General features: G+C 72.3%; 11 protein-coding genes. 1 reads left to right on the plus strand and 10 read right to left on the minus strand.

What is annotated here, in order from left to right; all coding sequences use genetic code 11:
* Positions 1–19: 19 nt before the first annotated feature.
* On the plus strand, positions 20–952 hold the full coding sequence (locus AB0I54_RS22245) for an SGNH/GDSL hydrolase family protein (protein ID WP_363297810.1): 933 nt from the start codon (positions 20–22) through the stop codon (positions 950–952).
* Positions 953–1,027: 75 nt separating this feature from the next.
* On the opposite strand, the gene AB0I54_RS22250 is transcribed toward AB0I54_RS22245, so the two are convergent.
* The 10 genes from AB0I54_RS22250 to AB0I54_RS22295 form a co-directional block, all read right to left on the minus strand.
* A complete protein-coding gene (locus AB0I54_RS22250; RefSeq protein ID WP_363297811.1) occupies positions 1,028–2,179 on the minus strand; it encodes a TIM barrel protein in 1,152 nt (383 codons plus the stop codon).
* On the minus strand, positions 2,176–3,594 hold the full coding sequence (locus tag AB0I54_RS22255; RefSeq protein ID WP_363297812.1) for a nucleotide pyrophosphatase/phosphodiesterase family protein: 1,419 nt from the start codon (positions 3,592–3,594) through the stop codon (positions 2,176–2,178). Before AB0I54_RS22255 ends, AB0I54_RS22250 begins: the two co-directional genes overlap by 4 nt.
* Complete coding sequence (eboE, locus tag AB0I54_RS22260) at positions 3,591–4,760, minus strand: metabolite traffic protein EboE (protein ID WP_363297813.1); 1,170 nt, start codon at positions 4,758–4,760, stop codon at positions 3,591–3,593. Before eboE ends, AB0I54_RS22255 begins: the two co-directional genes overlap by 4 nt.
* Positions 4,761–4,763: 3 nt before the next feature.
* A complete protein-coding gene (locus tag AB0I54_RS22265) occupies positions 4,764–5,612 on the minus strand; it encodes a TatD family hydrolase (protein WP_363297814.1) in 849 nt (282 codons plus the stop codon).
* The gene (locus tag AB0I54_RS22270; RefSeq protein ID WP_363297815.1) at positions 5,612–6,250 is read right to left on the minus strand and encodes an EboA domain-containing protein; all 639 of its coding nucleotides are present in this window, start codon (positions 6,248–6,250) and stop codon (positions 5,612–5,614) included. Before AB0I54_RS22270 ends, AB0I54_RS22265 begins: the two co-directional genes overlap by 1 nt.
* The gene (locus tag AB0I54_RS22275) at positions 6,247–7,137 is read right to left on the minus strand and encodes a sugar phosphate isomerase/epimerase family protein (RefSeq protein WP_363297816.1); all 891 of its coding nucleotides are present in this window, start codon (positions 7,135–7,137) and stop codon (positions 6,247–6,249) included. The genes AB0I54_RS22270 and AB0I54_RS22275 overlap by 4 nt, the downstream gene beginning before the upstream one ends.
* Positions 7,134–7,985, minus strand: coding sequence for an SCO3242 family prenyltransferase (locus AB0I54_RS22280; RefSeq protein ID WP_363297817.1), 852 nt, complete (start codon positions 7,983–7,985; stop codon positions 7,134–7,136). The genes AB0I54_RS22275 and AB0I54_RS22280 overlap by 4 nt, the downstream gene beginning before the upstream one ends.
* Positions 7,982–9,106: an inositol-3-phosphate synthase gene (locus AB0I54_RS22285; protein WP_363297818.1), complete on the minus strand. Its 1,125-nt coding sequence runs from the start codon at positions 9,104–9,106 to the stop codon at positions 7,982–7,984. The genes AB0I54_RS22280 and AB0I54_RS22285 overlap by 4 nt, the downstream gene beginning before the upstream one ends.
* A 90-nt stretch (positions 9,107–9,196) precedes the next feature.
* Positions 9,197–10,534, minus strand: coding sequence for a ThuA domain-containing protein (locus AB0I54_RS22290; protein ID WP_363297819.1), 1,338 nt, complete (start codon positions 10,532–10,534; stop codon positions 9,197–9,199).
* Between the two features lie 12 nt (positions 10,535–10,546).
* The gene (locus tag AB0I54_RS22295) at positions 10,547–13,042 is read right to left on the minus strand and encodes a PQQ-dependent sugar dehydrogenase (RefSeq protein ID WP_363297820.1); all 2,496 of its coding nucleotides are present in this window, start codon (positions 13,040–13,042) and stop codon (positions 10,547–10,549) included.
* Positions 13,043–13,098 lie beyond the last annotated feature (56 nt).

Genomic DNA, 13,098 nt, shown 5'->3' on the forward strand with positions numbered 1-13,098 from the left:
ACGGAGACAGGACACCACCATGGGACCGTTGGCACGAACCGGTCTGGCCCGGGCCCTGGCATGCGGCGTACTGGTCACGGCCGTCGGCATCGGACCGAACCTGACCGACGGGGGCGGCGAGGGCGGGCGTCCGACCAAGGCGTCCTACGTCGCGCTCGGTGACTCCTTCACCTCCGGCCCCCGGATTCCCGACCAGACGGGAAAGCCGGCCGGCTGCGAACGCTCCTCCCACAACTACCCCGCACTCGTGGCGAAGCAACTGGGCATCGGGGCGGCCGACTACCGCGACGTCAGCTGTAGCGCCGCCACGATCGGCAACCTCAGCACGCCCCAGTCCACGAACGACGGCACCAACCCCGCGCAGTTCTCGGCGCTGACGGCCGCGACCGCCCTGGTCACCCTAGGGATCGGCGCAAACGACATCGGCTTCAGCATCATGGTGGCCAAGTGCGTCACCACCGGCGCGCTCTACAAAGCGGCGGCCGAAGTCACTGACATCAACGGCCAGGCACCCTGCAAGGAGCGATACGCCCCCGGCGACGCCGCCGAAGTCGCCCGGAAGATCCGCACCGCGGGTGACCATCTCGCCCGCGCCCTGGACGACGTCAAGCACCGGGCGCCCAAGGCCCGCGTCTACCTCGTCGGTTACCCTGCGATCCTGCCCGCAAAGGGCACCGGCTGCGGTTCGGACATGCCCCTCGCGCCCGGCGACCTGACCTTCCTTCGCGAGACGGAACGGCAGCTCAACACCATGCTCAGGGAACGCGCCGAAGCCGCCAGGGCGACCTATGTCGACACGTTCACCCCGTCCGTCGGCCACGACACCTGCTCCACGGCGGCCACCCGCTGGATCGAACCCCTCAGACCGAGCAGCCCGGCAGCCGCCGTCCACCCCAACGCACGCGGCGAGCGCGGCATGGCAGCCGCCGTTCTCCGTGCGGTCGGCCCTTGACCGAGTCCGCGCCGGCGCTCGCGCCGGGTACGGGTCGCGCGGCGCGACGACTCCGTTCAGCCCCACGCGTACTGTCTAGCCGCGCAGGGCCGCGAGATTGCGGTAGCCGATCGCCGCGTGTTCCAGTGACTGGGCGGGGTTGGTGGTGCTCGGCGCGTTGTCCTGCTCGACCATCGGGTTGTGCTGGTTGCGGTGGCCGACGCGTGAGAAGAACGTCGTGTAGTCGATGACGCCCGTGCCGAACGGGACCATGTCGTAGCCCATCCCGTTGGTGGTGTTGACGACGCCGTCCTTGGCGTGGAACAGCGGGTATCGCTTGTTGTGGCGGCTCACCAGGCCGGCCGGGTCGAAGACGTTCGTCTGTGTGGAGCCGTCGTGAGCGGTGTAGGTACGGAACTTGTACTGGGCCACGTGCGCCCAGAAGATGTCCATCTCCAGCCACACCAGCTCGGGGTCGGTGATCGACAGGAAGTACTCCAGCTTGCGGATGCCGGAGCTGCGGGTCGGCTGGCCCTGTGCGTCGAGCGGGCCACCGTCGAGCAGGAAGCCGTACGCCGCGTCGTGGTTGTGGGTGTACACCTTGAGGCCGGCGCCGCGCGCGATCCGGCCGAGGGCGTGCCATTTGTCGGCGGCCACGTCCCAGTCGGCCTTGTAGGAGCTGCTGGTGGGGTCGCCACCGGTGCCCATGTGGGCCATGCCGAGGATGTTCGCGATCTCCAGGTGCTTCTTGAAGGTGTCCAGGTCCGTGCTGGTCAGGGGCCAGGAGCCGGGGATGAAGCCGTGGTTGCCCTGGGCGCGCAGCCCATTGTCGTCCAGCCAGCCGCGCAGCAGCTTGGCGCCCTCGACGGACTCCAGGCTCGCGCCGCCGGGGGCGTTGGCGTGCTGGCCGTAGCCGGCGAACTCGACCTGGCGGTAGCCGAAGCGCGCGAGCTGCTCGAAGACGGCGCGGAAGCCGGACGGGAGGGTGGTGGAGAGCGGGTCGCGGCCGATGGCGTCGCGGACCGTGTAGAGGATGATGCCGCGCCTGTCCTCGGGGACGAGGACCTGACCTCGGCCGGTGCTCCCGGTCTGCGCCGCTGACTGCGGTGCTGCCTGGACGGGGCCCGCGCCGAGGACGGGCGCGGCGATCGCGCCGGCCGCGACGGCGGTGCACGTGCTCAGGAAGCCGCGGCGACCGATGCCGAGGCTACGGCGGAGCTGGTCGTCGTTGCCATGCGTGGCGTTCACGGGTGCCTTCCTTCGGACGGGTTGTCGGTGTCGAGCCCGGCGAGGTGGAGCAGGAGTGCCTTCACGTCGGTGGCCGCGATGCGGTCGCCGACGGCGCGGGAAGTGGAGCACAGCAGCAGCGGACCGTCCTCGTCGCTCGTGGGCAGGCGGCCGTGGCTGCCGCGGATCGGGGTGGGGTCGAGGGGGACGACCGCCATGCGGTAGCGCAGCCCGAGCTTCTTGCGGGCGAGCGCGGTGGCGGCCTTGACCTTCACGTAGGGGTCGAGTGGGTCCATGAAGAGTTCGACCGGGTCGTAGCCGGGTTTGCGGTGGATCTCGACCAGCTGCGCGAAGTCGGGCGCGCGGGCGTCGTCGAGCCAGTAGTAGTACGTGAACCAGGCGTCCGATTCCGCGACCGCGACGAGTTCGCCGGAGCGCGGATGGTCCAGATGCTGGGCCTTCTTGCCCTCGTCGTCGAGGAGTTGCTCGATGCCGGGCAGTCCGTCGAGTGCCGCCCGGGTGGCGGCGAGGTCCTCGGGGCGGCGGACATAGACGTGGGCGATCTGGTGGTCGGCGACGGCGAAGGCGCGCGAGGCCATCGGATCCAGGTACTCCATGCCGTCCTGCGTGTGCACCTCCAGCAGACCGGCGCGGCGCAGGGCGCGGTTGATGTCGACGGGCCGGCTCACGCGGGTGATGCCGTACTCGGACAGCGCGACGACCGTACGGCCCTCCGCGCGGGCTTCGTCCAGCAGCGGGGCCATGGCCGCGTCGAGGTCGGCTGCCGCCTGCAGCGAGCGGGGGTCGTCGGGGCCGTAACGCTGCAAGTCGTAGTCGAGGTGCGGGAGATAACAGAGGGCCAGGTCAGGTTGGCGGGTGCGGAGGATGTGGCGGGTGGCGTCGATGATCCACTGGCTGGAGACGAGGTCGGCGCCCGGGCCCCAGAAACGGAACAGCGGGAACGTGCCGAATTTCTCGGTGAGTTCGTCGTGCAGGGCGGGCGGCCGGGTGTAGCAGTCGGGTTCCTTGCGGCCGTCGGCGTAGTAGACGGGGCGCGGGGTGACGGTGATGTCGGTGTCGGCGCCCATGGCGTACCACCAGCAGATGTTGGCGACCGTGTACCCGGGGTGGGCGCGGCGGGCGGCGTCCCACAGCTTGTCCCCGGCGACCAGGCCGTTGTGCTGGCGCCACAGCAGGACGTCGCCGAGTTCGCGGAAGTACCAGCCGTTCCCGACGATGCCGTGCTCGGCGGGCAGGGTGCCGGTGAGGAAGGTGGACTGGGCGGCGCAGGTGACGGCGGGCAGGACGGTGCCGAGGTGGGCCTGGGATCCTGCTGCGGCAAGGGACTTCAGGTGGGGCATGTGGTCCAGGAGCCGTGGGGTGAGGCCGACCACGTCGAGGACGAGCAGCGGGGTGGGTCGTACGCGCCCGGTCATGGCAGCTCCTTCAGTCCGAGGTCGGTCAACAGGTCGCGGGCCAGGGCGAGTTCGGCGGCGATGCCGTCGGCGAGCCGGTCCCGGCCGCGCGGCCGCAGGTCGGGGGGCAGGGCCTGCCAGGTGTAGGTCTCGACCTCCAGGTGGCGGGTGAGCGGGGTCCGGCCGCCGACGAGCCGGGTGAGGGCCGTGCGCAGAACCGGGAGTGTGGAGGTGAGGGGCGCGGCGGGGGCCGCGTGCAGCGGGACGTGGAAGTGGGCGCGCCACGGGGCGGCGGTGGGCAGTGCGTCCGTGTCGAGGGCCTCGGGCAGGTCGTCGATGCCATGCAGGCCGGTCGCGGTGAGCGTGCGGGTCTGGTGCAGGAAGCGGGGTTCGGCGAAGGCGGCGAGGGCCGCCCGGACCTCCGGCCGGCCGGGGTGTGCGGCGTGCACGGCGGCCGAAAGCTGGGACTTGACGATGGGGATCCTGGCGTCGGCGAGCGCGGCCAGGGCCGCCCGCGGTTCCTCGAAGGAGGTGGCGAGGTGGCAGGTGTCGACGCAGACGCCGATGCGCGGGTGGCGCAGGGCCCCGAGCGGGGCGAGGGCATCGGCGGTGGTCTCCACCGTGCAGCCGGGCTCCGGCTCCAGACCGACCCGGATGGAGCGGCCGGTCAGCTCCGCCAGCGCGTCCAGGCGCTCGGCGAGGGTCAGCAGGGCCCGCTGCCCGGCACGGCCGCGCTCGGCGTCCCAGGCGGTGCGCCAGCCGAGCGGCAGGGTGGACACGCTGCCCTCGGTGACGTCGTCGGGCAGCAGCGCGGCCAGGATCCGGGCCAGGGCGGTGGTGTACTCCAGCCGCTCCTTGTCGGCCCAATCAGGCTTGTACACACGGTACTTGACCTCGTCGGCGCCGAAGCCCTCGTACGGGAACCCGTTGAGTGTGACGACCTCCAGGCCTCGCCGGTCCAGTTCGCGGCGGAGGGTGCGCAGCGTGGCGGGGTCGGTGTCCAGGGTGCGGGCGGCGTCGCGGGCGAGCCACAGGCCGATGCCCAGGCGGTCCCGGCCGAGGCGGCGGCGCACGGGCTCGCAGTGGTCGCGCAGCTGCGCGAGGACGCCGTCGAGCGCTTCGGCGGGGTGGACGTTGGTGCAGTAGGCGAGGTGGACGGTCGTACCGTCCCGGTGCCGGAAGCGCATCGCTCACTCCCCGCCGCGCAGCAGGGAGTTGCCCTCGTGCGTGGCCTGCGGTGGGACGACGTCGAGGTCGAGGCGGCCGCTGAGCCCGTAGAAGGCGACGGGGTTGCGCCACAGCACCAGGTCGACGTCGTCCTCGGTGAAGCCCTCGGCCAGCATCAGGTCGGCCACCCGGCGGGTCTTCAGCGGGTCGCTGCGACCCCAGTCGGCGGCGGAGTTCACCAGCACCCGCTCGGGGCCGTAGGCGCGCAGGATCTCCACCATGCGGCGCTCGTCCATCTTGGTGTCGGGGTACACGGAGAAGCCCAGCCAGCAGCCGCTGTCCTTGGCCTCCTGCACAGTCGTCTCGTTGAGGTGGTCCACCAGGACCCGCTCGGTGGGCAGGGCGGACTCGCGGACGACGTCCAGGGTGCGGCGCAGTCCGGCGAGCTTGTCGCGGTGCGGGGTGTGCACGAGGGCGGGCAGGCCGTGGGCGGCGGCGAGCTGGAGCTGTGCGGCCAGGGCCGTGTCCTCGGCCGGGGTCATGGAGTCGTAGCCGATCTCCCCCACGGCGACGACCTGGTCCTTGACCAGGTAGCGGGGCAGTTCGTCGAGGACGGGCAGGCAGCGGGGGTCGTTCGCCTCCTTGGGGTTGAGGGCGAGCGTGCAGTGGTGGGCGATGTCGTACTGGGCGGCACGGAAGGGCTCCCAGCCGAGGAGCGAGTCGAAGTAGTCCAGGAAGGAGGCCGGCGAGGTGCGCGGCTGGCCGAGCCAGAACGACGGCTCCACGACGGCGCGGATGCCGGCGGCGCGCATGGCCTCGTAGTCGTCGGTGGTACGGGAAGTCATGTGGATGTGCGGGTCGAACAGGCGCATCAGGACTCCTTGCGGGTCTCCGCGGCGGCCAGGGCCAGGACGCGGTTCAGGTCGCCGGGTACGGGGCGGCCGGCGGCGGTGCGTTCGGCGGCGTGGGCGGCGAGCATGCGGGCGAGTTCGGCATCGCCGTGCGCCCGCTCGTCCAGGTCCGCGACCGCGTCGACGGGTACGCCGGTGAACAGGCACTTCAGTACGGCGTGCCGCCAGGCGTGGGCGTCGAGGTGGCGTGCGGCATAGGGGCCGAGGGCGGCGGCGACCAGCCGGGTGTCGTTGGTGCGCAGGGCGTCCTCGACCAGGGGGACGGCCTCGGGGCCGGGGACGAGGTGGGGCAGGGCGTGCAGGACGGCGCGGCGTTCGGCGGCGGTGCCCTGCCGGTAGACGCGGCTGAGGGCGGCCGTGTCGGCGCCGGCCGCGCACAGGATCAGCACGCGGACGGCGTCGGCGTGCCCGCTGCCGCAGCGGCGGCCGGCCTCCGCCAGGCGCAGCTCCCACGTGGAGATCGGCGCGTTCCCGCCGGTGCGGGCGGCGGCCTCGTCCAGGGCCTGGTGGAACCAGGCGCGGGCGGCCGCGTCGAGGTGGCGGTCCAGATGCTCGCGGAGGGCGTGCGGTCCGCTCCCCGTGACGGGTTCGTGCGTCATGAAGTGCTCCCTTCTGCCACCGGCGCCGGCATGCCGGCAGCCGCACGGCGCAGGAACGGCAGGGAGGTCTCGGCGTGGTGGGGGCCGGCATGGGAGTGGCGGGGCAGTTCGACGACGGTCAGGCCGCGGTAGCCGCTCGCGGCGAGGGCCGCGAGGACGGGCGGGAAGTCGATCTCCCCGTCCCCGAACGGGAGATGGTCGTGGACGCCGCGCCGCATGTCCTCGATCTGGACGTGCCGCAGCCAGGGTGCGGCGGCGCGCACGCAGTCGGCGGGCGGGAGCGGTTCGAGGCACTGGCAGTGGCCGATGTCGAGGGTGAGGCCGAGGGCGGGCGGGTCGCCGAGGAGGCGGCTCAGGTGGTGGAAGTCGGCGAGGGTGGCGAGGAGGTGCCCGGGTTCGGGCTCGATCGCGAGGGGAACGCCTGCGGTGGCGGCAGCCTCCAGGACCGGGGTGAGGGTCTCGGCGAGCCGCTGCCAGGCTGTCGCGGGGTCGCAGCCGGGCGGCACGGTCCCGCTGAAGCAGTGCGCCGCGTGGGCACCGAGGTCGGCGGCCACCCGGACCGCACGCAGCAGCAGGTCCACGCGGCGGGCGCGAGCCTCCGGGTCCGGGTCGAGCAGTGAGGGGCCGTGCTTGCGGCGCGGGTCCAGGACATAGCGGGCGCCGGTCTCCACGGTGACCTCCAGCCCGAGCGCGGCCAGACGACCGGAGAGTTGCCGGGTGCGGGCGGCGAGGTCGGGGGCGAGCGGGTCGAGGTGCATGTGGTCGAGGGTCAGACCGACGCCGTCGTAGCCGAGGTCGGCGAGGAGGGCGAGGGCGTCGTCGAGGCGGAGGTCGGCCAGGCCGTTGGTGCCGTAGCCGAAGCGGAGGGCTGTTGCCTGCGCCGTCATGTGACGCTCACCCGCCTCGAGAAACGTCGGGCCAGCGCGGTGAGGGCGACCGTGCCCAGCGCGGTGCCGGTGGCTCCGGCCCGGGCGGAAAGGGCTGCCTGCAGCGGGATGGTGGCGCCGATGCCCGCGGCGACGGCGCGTTGGGTGAGCGGGGGTGAGGGATTGAGGGCGGCGTGGAGGTAGGGGCGGGCCGTGGTCGTGGCGTAGGTGAGCGCGAGGGCGGTGGTGAGGACGCCGGCCGTCCGGCCCGGCAGCAGCCGGGTCAGGACGGCCGTGGCGGTCAGCGCGGCGAGCGGGGCGAGCGGGGATCCGTCGCGGGTCTCCTGCCGGGAGACGGCGGTGACCGCGAGGGTGTGGCTGCCGAGCAGCGCGGCCGGGCGCAGGGCCGGCCGCACGCGTCCCGCGGTGGCCGCGGCGCCGAGGAGCAGGTCGAGGCCGCGGGCGGCGGCCATCGCGCCCGGGCCGGCGGCCGTGCGCTTCAGGACCAGGTCGTACGACCAGACGGTGGCCGCCAGCGGCACCGCGACCGCCAGCGCCGGGCGCCCCGCGCGTGCGGCCAGGGCGAGGCCGGCCCCCGTGAGGACGCAGGCCGCGGCGAGGGCGGCGGGAGGGCGGATCCTGCCGGACGGGAGCGGTCGGTGCGGGCGCTCGACGGCGTCCTCGGCGCGGTCCGCCCAGTCGTTGAGGGCCATCCCGGCCTCGTACAGGCACAGCGAGCAGCCGACGGCCAGCAGGGTGCCTCGGTCCGGGCGGGCGGAGACGGCGGCAGCTCCGGCCAGGGCGTCGCCGGGGACGCTGAACAGGGCGGGCAAGCGCAGGAGTTCGGCCCAGGCACGCAGGCGACTCACCGCTTCTCCCCCAACCGGTGTGCGAAGCCTACGAGTTCGGCGTACTGCGCGCCGAGTGCCGCCGGGGCCTCGCCCACCGGGTCCTTGAAGTAGAAGGCCAGTTCGGCGAGCGGGCCGGTGCGGCCGGTTTCGTGGGCGCGCGCGGTGAGGCGGGCCAGGTCGAGGACGAGGGGTGCGGCGAGGGCCGAGTCGCAGCCCTGCCAGGTGGTCTGCAGGATCATGCGGGTGCCGAGGAAGCCGTCGAAGGCGATGTGGTCCCAGGCGGTCTTCCAGTCGCCGAGCGCGGGCACGTCGTCGATGTGGACCTCGCCCTCGGGGGTGGTGCCGAGGGTGTCGATGAGGACGCGTTCCTTGCCGGCGTTCTTGGCCGCGGCGGCGGCCGGGTCGGCGAGGGCGGCGCCGTCTCCGCCGCCGAGGAGGTTGGTGCCGGACCAGGCGCGGACGTCCAGGGCGCGCTGGGCGAACATCGGGCCGAGGACGGAGCGGAGCAGGGTCTGGCCGGTCTTGCCGTCGCGGCCCGCGTACGGCACTGCGCTGGTCGCGGCGAGCGGGGCGAGGGCCGGATGGTGCAGGCCCGTGGAGGGGGTGAAGTTGACGTAGGGGCAGCCGGCGCGCAGGGCTGCGGCCGCGTAGAGCGAGCTGGGCGGGAGCGCGGAGCCGGTGGGAGCCGGTTCCGTGGAGGCGACGTTCACCACGACCGCGCGCGCCAGTCCCAGCCGGCGCACGAAGTCCTCGATGTCCGCGGCGAACGCGGCGATCAGTTCGTCCTCGTCCCGGGTGTCGCCGGGGAGTGGGCCGCCGGGCCTGATCTCCTGGTCGGCGGTGGTGAGTTCGGCCGTGACGGCGGCCGGGAGGCCGGGCGGGAGGACTCCGCCCGCAGCGAGGTGTTCGGCACGTTTGGGCAGTGGGCAGTCCGTGGTGTCGTGGCCGCCGAAGACCAGGGCCGACAGGGCGGGCAGGCCGCTGTGGGCAAAGGCCGGCGTCTCGGTGACCAGGCCGGTCGGCGGGCGCAGGCCCGCGGTGACGGCGGCGCACCCGGCGACGACGGTGGTGGCGACGGACCCGCGGGCCCCGATCAGCCAGACGCCGACCCGCGGTGGGCGGGAGAGGGACGCGGACATGAGCGGCCTCCTTGTCCCGGGCACGAACTCCCGGAAGGAATGGGGGTGGTGACGGCGAGCGGGAGTCCGGCGTCTCCCGCCCGCCGCCGTTCAGTTGCCCTTGACGGGCAGTTCCTTGATCCGGACGTCACGGAAGGACACCTGGTCGTCGGCTCCGTGGTTCTGGAGGCCGATGTGTCCGTCGGTGAGGCTCCGGGCCGGGTCGGTGTTGGTGAAATCGTTGATCTTCACGCCGTTGAGCCAGACCCGCAGGCGTTCGCCCTGGACCCGGATCTCGTACGTGTTCCACTCCCCCGGCGGGTTCAGCGCACGGTCACGCTTCTTCAGGTGGGCGGACTGGAAGCCGTAGACGGCCCCGGTGGTCTTCTCGGGCACGTCGGTTGCGTCGATCTGGATCTCGTAACCCTTGTCGACGGCCGACCACGGGTCGTCCGAGGGCGGGAAGCCCACGAACACACCGGAGTTGTCGTCGCCGGCCGTCTTCCAGTCGAGCTTCAGGGAGTACGACCCGAAGTTCTGCCGCGCGTACCAGAGCAGGCCCAGCCCGCCGGACGAGGTGAGCGTCCCGTCCGGGGACAGGGTGAAGGAGCCCGGGCCCGCCTGCTGCCAGCCGTCCAGCGATGCGGCGGTGCCGTCGAAGAGCGGCCGGTAGCCGTTCTCCGGACGGCAGTCGGCCTGGGCGTCGCCGATGGCCCAGCGGATTCCGCCCAGCAGGTGCCGGCGGAAGGCGGGTTCGGTGTACGACTCCTTGGTGTGGCCGCCCCCGGTGTAGAAGGCGCGCCCGCCCTGGTAGTTCTGGCACCAGGCGATCGGATGGTCGCCGTTCATGGTGCCGCCGGTGTACGACGACTCGTCGAGCGAGGCGAGGACGTGGGCCCGCTCACGCGGGTTGGAGCGGTAGTTGTACCACTCGTCCGTGCGGTCCCAGGTCCGCGCCAGGCCCTCGGTCGCCGGGTGGGCGCGGTCCTCCACATCGACCGTCGCCTGCTGGATCGCCGGGTGGTTGCGGAAGTAGGCGCCGGCCAGGCCGCCGTAGAACGCCCAGTCGTACTCGGTGTCGGCGGCCGCGTGGATGCCCACGTAGGCGCCGCCGTCGTGGATGTATCCCTCGAAGGCTCGCTGCTGGGCGTCGTCGAGGACGTCTCCCGTCGTCGACAGGAACACGACCGCGTCGTAGCGCCGCAGGTTCTCCCCGGTGAAGGCGCCGGGGTCCTCCGTGGTGTCGACCGCGAAGCCGCCGCTTTCGCCGAGCTGCTTCACGGCCGCGATGCCCTCCGGGATGGAGTCGTGCCGGAAGGCGGCCGTCCTGGAGAAGACGAGGACCCGTTTGCCGTCGTCCTTGGACTGCGAGACGGCGGGTGCCGAGACGCAGCCGAGGAACAGCGCCGCTCCCGCACAGGCCATGGTGACACGGCTGATCGCGCGCATTCCGGTCTCCTCTCAGTCCGTCGTGAAGGTGAAGTCGTCGATGTCGAACAGGGCGCCCGAGCCACCCTTGAAGACCAGGTAGAGGGTGGTGGTGCCGCGCGGGGCATGGGACAGGTCGGCGCTGACGTCCTGGAAGGTCTCCCAGCCGCCGGTCACCGGCACGGTCGCCTTGCCCAGCAGCGTGCCCGTGGCCGAACCCGCCCGGACCTCCAGGGTGCCGCCGGCGCCGCCGGACGCGATGCGCGCCGTGATCTTCTTGGCGTTGCTCAGGGCGTACGGGGTGAAGGAGATCCAGTCGCCGTTGTCGATGTCACCGACCGTCTTGCCGCCGTGGGCGCTCGCCTTGCTGACGACCGTGACGCCGGAGGCGTTGCCGAAGTGCTCGGCCTGGCGGTGCTTGGGCTGGACCACGTGCTGGGCGTGCGAGGTGAGCGGGGCCTGCCCGCCGCCTCCGCCGTCCGTGTACTGGGCGTCGAAGACACCGAAGATGTTCGCGTCGTCGTCGTGGCCGCCGTCGGCGGTGGTCTGGATGGTACCGGAGCAGCCGTTGGCCGAGGTGATGGGGTGGCCGTGGGTGTCGTGGCCGAGGATGAAGTTGACCTCGACCTTCGAGCAGTCGACGGCCGTTCCGTCCTCGGGGTCGGTGACCTTGACCTTGAACGGGATGGCGTCACCGAAGCTGAACAGCTGCCCGTTCTGGGGGAGTTCGAGCGTCACCTTCGGCGCGGTGTTGCCAACGACGATCTGCACGCCGGCGCTGCCGGTGCGGCCGGTGGGGTCCTTGGCGGTGAGCGTCGCCGTGTAGGTGCCGTTCTTCTTGTACTTGTAGGTCGGGTTCGCGGCGGTCGACGTGCCGCCGTCGCCGAAGTCCCAACTGTAGGTGAGCGCGTCGCCGTCCTGGTCGGTCGTTCCCTCGGAGGAGAACTGCACCTTCAGGGGCGCCTGCCCTGACGTCTTGTTCGCCGCCGCCTGCGCCGCCGGCGAGTGGCCGTCGGTCGCGTTCTCGATGCGGTACAGCCCCGAGTTGTCGTCGCCGCCGAACCAGGCGGTGCCGTAGTCCAGGACGTACAGGGCGCCGTCGGGCCCGAAGGCCATGTCCATCACCTGGGTGCCGGTCCACGGCAACGGGTTGATCGACTGCACGCTGCCGTTGCCGTCGCTGACGATCCGCTTGATCCAGCGGCGGCCGAACTCCCCGGCGAAGAAGTTCCCGTCGTACGAGGCGGGGAACTTCACCGGCGAGTCGAGCGAGGCGTCGTAGTGGTAGACCGGGCCGCCCATCGGGGACTCGGAGCCGCTGCCGAACTCGGGCACGGACCCGTCGTCGTACGGGATCCAGGCGGGCTGGGCCGGCGGCAGGTCGGTCAGGCCGGTGTTGTGCGGCGAGGTGTTCTTCGGGGCGTCGCAGTCGAAGGTCGCGCCGGAGGTCTTCGTCGCGAAGTCGTAGTCCACGTAGGCGTCGTTCTTGCCGGTGCAGTACGGCCAGCCGTAGTTGCCGGGGCCGGTGACGCGGTCGAACTCGACCTGTCCCGCGGGCCCGCGCTGCGGGTCGGCGCGGCCGGCGTCGGGGCCGTAGTCGCCGACGTAGAGGATGCCGGTCTTCTTGTCGACGCTGAAGCGGAACGGGTTGCGGAAGCCCATGGCGTAGATCTCGGGCCGCGTCTTCGCCGTGCCGGGCGGGAAGAGATTGCCGTCCGGGACGGAGTACGAGCCGTCGGCGTTCACCTTGATGCGCAGGATCTTGCCGCGCAGGTCGTTGGTGTTGCCGGAGGTGCGCTGGGCGTCGAAGCCGGGGTTGCGGTCAGAACGCTCGTCGATCGGGTTGTAGCCGTCCGACTGGAAGGGGTTGGTGTCGTCACCGGTCGACAGGTACAGGTTGCCGGCCGCGTCGAAGTCGATGTCGCCGCCGACGTGGCAGCACAGGCCGCGGGTGGTGGGGACCTCGAGGATCTTCTTCTCGCTGGCGGTGTCCAGTGTGCCGTCCGACTTCAGGACGAACCGGGAGAGGCGGTTCACGCCGTCGAAAGGCGCGAAGTCGGCGGCGGTGCCGGTCTCGGGGGCGTCGCCCGCCGGGGTGTTCATCGGAGGTGCGTAGTAGAGGTAGATGAAGCGGTTGGTGGCGAAGTCCGGGTCGACGCCGACGCCTTGGAGGCCTTCCTCGTCGTGCGAGTACACGTCGAGCTTGCCGACGAGCCTCGTGTTGCCGGCCGCGTCGGTGAGGCGGAGTTCGCCGTCACGTGAAGTGTGCAGGACGGATCGGTTCGGCAGGACGGCGAGCGACATGGGCTCGCCGACCTCCGCCTCGCCCTTGGCGAGGGTGACCTGCTGGAAGTCCTCGGCGGCCGCTGCGGCCGAGGCCGCGTCCTGGCCGGCGACGGCTGCGCCGGCCTGGGGGGACGCGAGCGTCAGGGTCGCGCCCGCGAGGAGTGCGCCGCTGAGCAGTGCGAGCGACTTACGCAGACGTGATCTTGAGGTTCCTGTCCTGGTGGTGCGGTCGTTCCCGTGCACGAAAGGCCTCCAGAAAGGGGCTGGTTGTACGGGCGGGTGCGAACGCCGGGATGCGC

Source organism: Streptomyces sp. NPDC050625 (assembly GCF_040654755.1).
In the GTDB taxonomy this organism is placed as follows: Bacteria; Actinomycetota; Actinomycetes; order Streptomycetales; family Streptomycetaceae; genus Streptomyces.

Excerpts from the sequence above, each read along its gene's own strand:
- AB0I54_RS22255 (WP_363297812.1), bottom strand. The coding sequence starts at position 3,594 with ATGACCGGGCGCGTACGACCCACCCCGCTGCTCGTCCTCGACGTGGTC.
- AB0I54_RS22245 (WP_363297810.1), top strand. The coding sequence starts at position 20 with ATGGGACCGTTGGCACGAACCGGTCTGGCCCGGGCCCTGGCATGCGGC.
- AB0I54_RS22275 (WP_363297816.1), bottom strand. The coding sequence starts at position 7,137 with ATGACGGCGCAGGCAACAGCCCTCCGCTTCGGCTACGGCACCAACGGC.
- eboE (WP_363297813.1), bottom strand. The coding sequence starts at position 4,760 with ATGCGCTTCCGGCACCGGGACGGTACGACCGTCCACCTCGCCTACTGC.
- AB0I54_RS22270 (WP_363297815.1), bottom strand. The coding sequence starts at position 6,250 with ATGACGCACGAACCCGTCACGGGGAGCGGACCGCACGCCCTCCGCGAG.
- AB0I54_RS22290 (WP_363297819.1), bottom strand. The coding sequence starts at position 10,534 with ATGCGCGCGATCAGCCGTGTCACCATGGCCTGTGCGGGAGCGGCGCTG.
- AB0I54_RS22285 (WP_363297818.1), bottom strand. The coding sequence starts at position 9,106 with ATGTCCGCGTCCCTCTCCCGCCCACCGCGGGTCGGCGTCTGGCTGATC.
- AB0I54_RS22265 (WP_363297814.1), bottom strand. The coding sequence starts at position 5,612 with ATGCGCCTGTTCGACCCGCACATCCACATGACTTCCCGTACCACCGAC.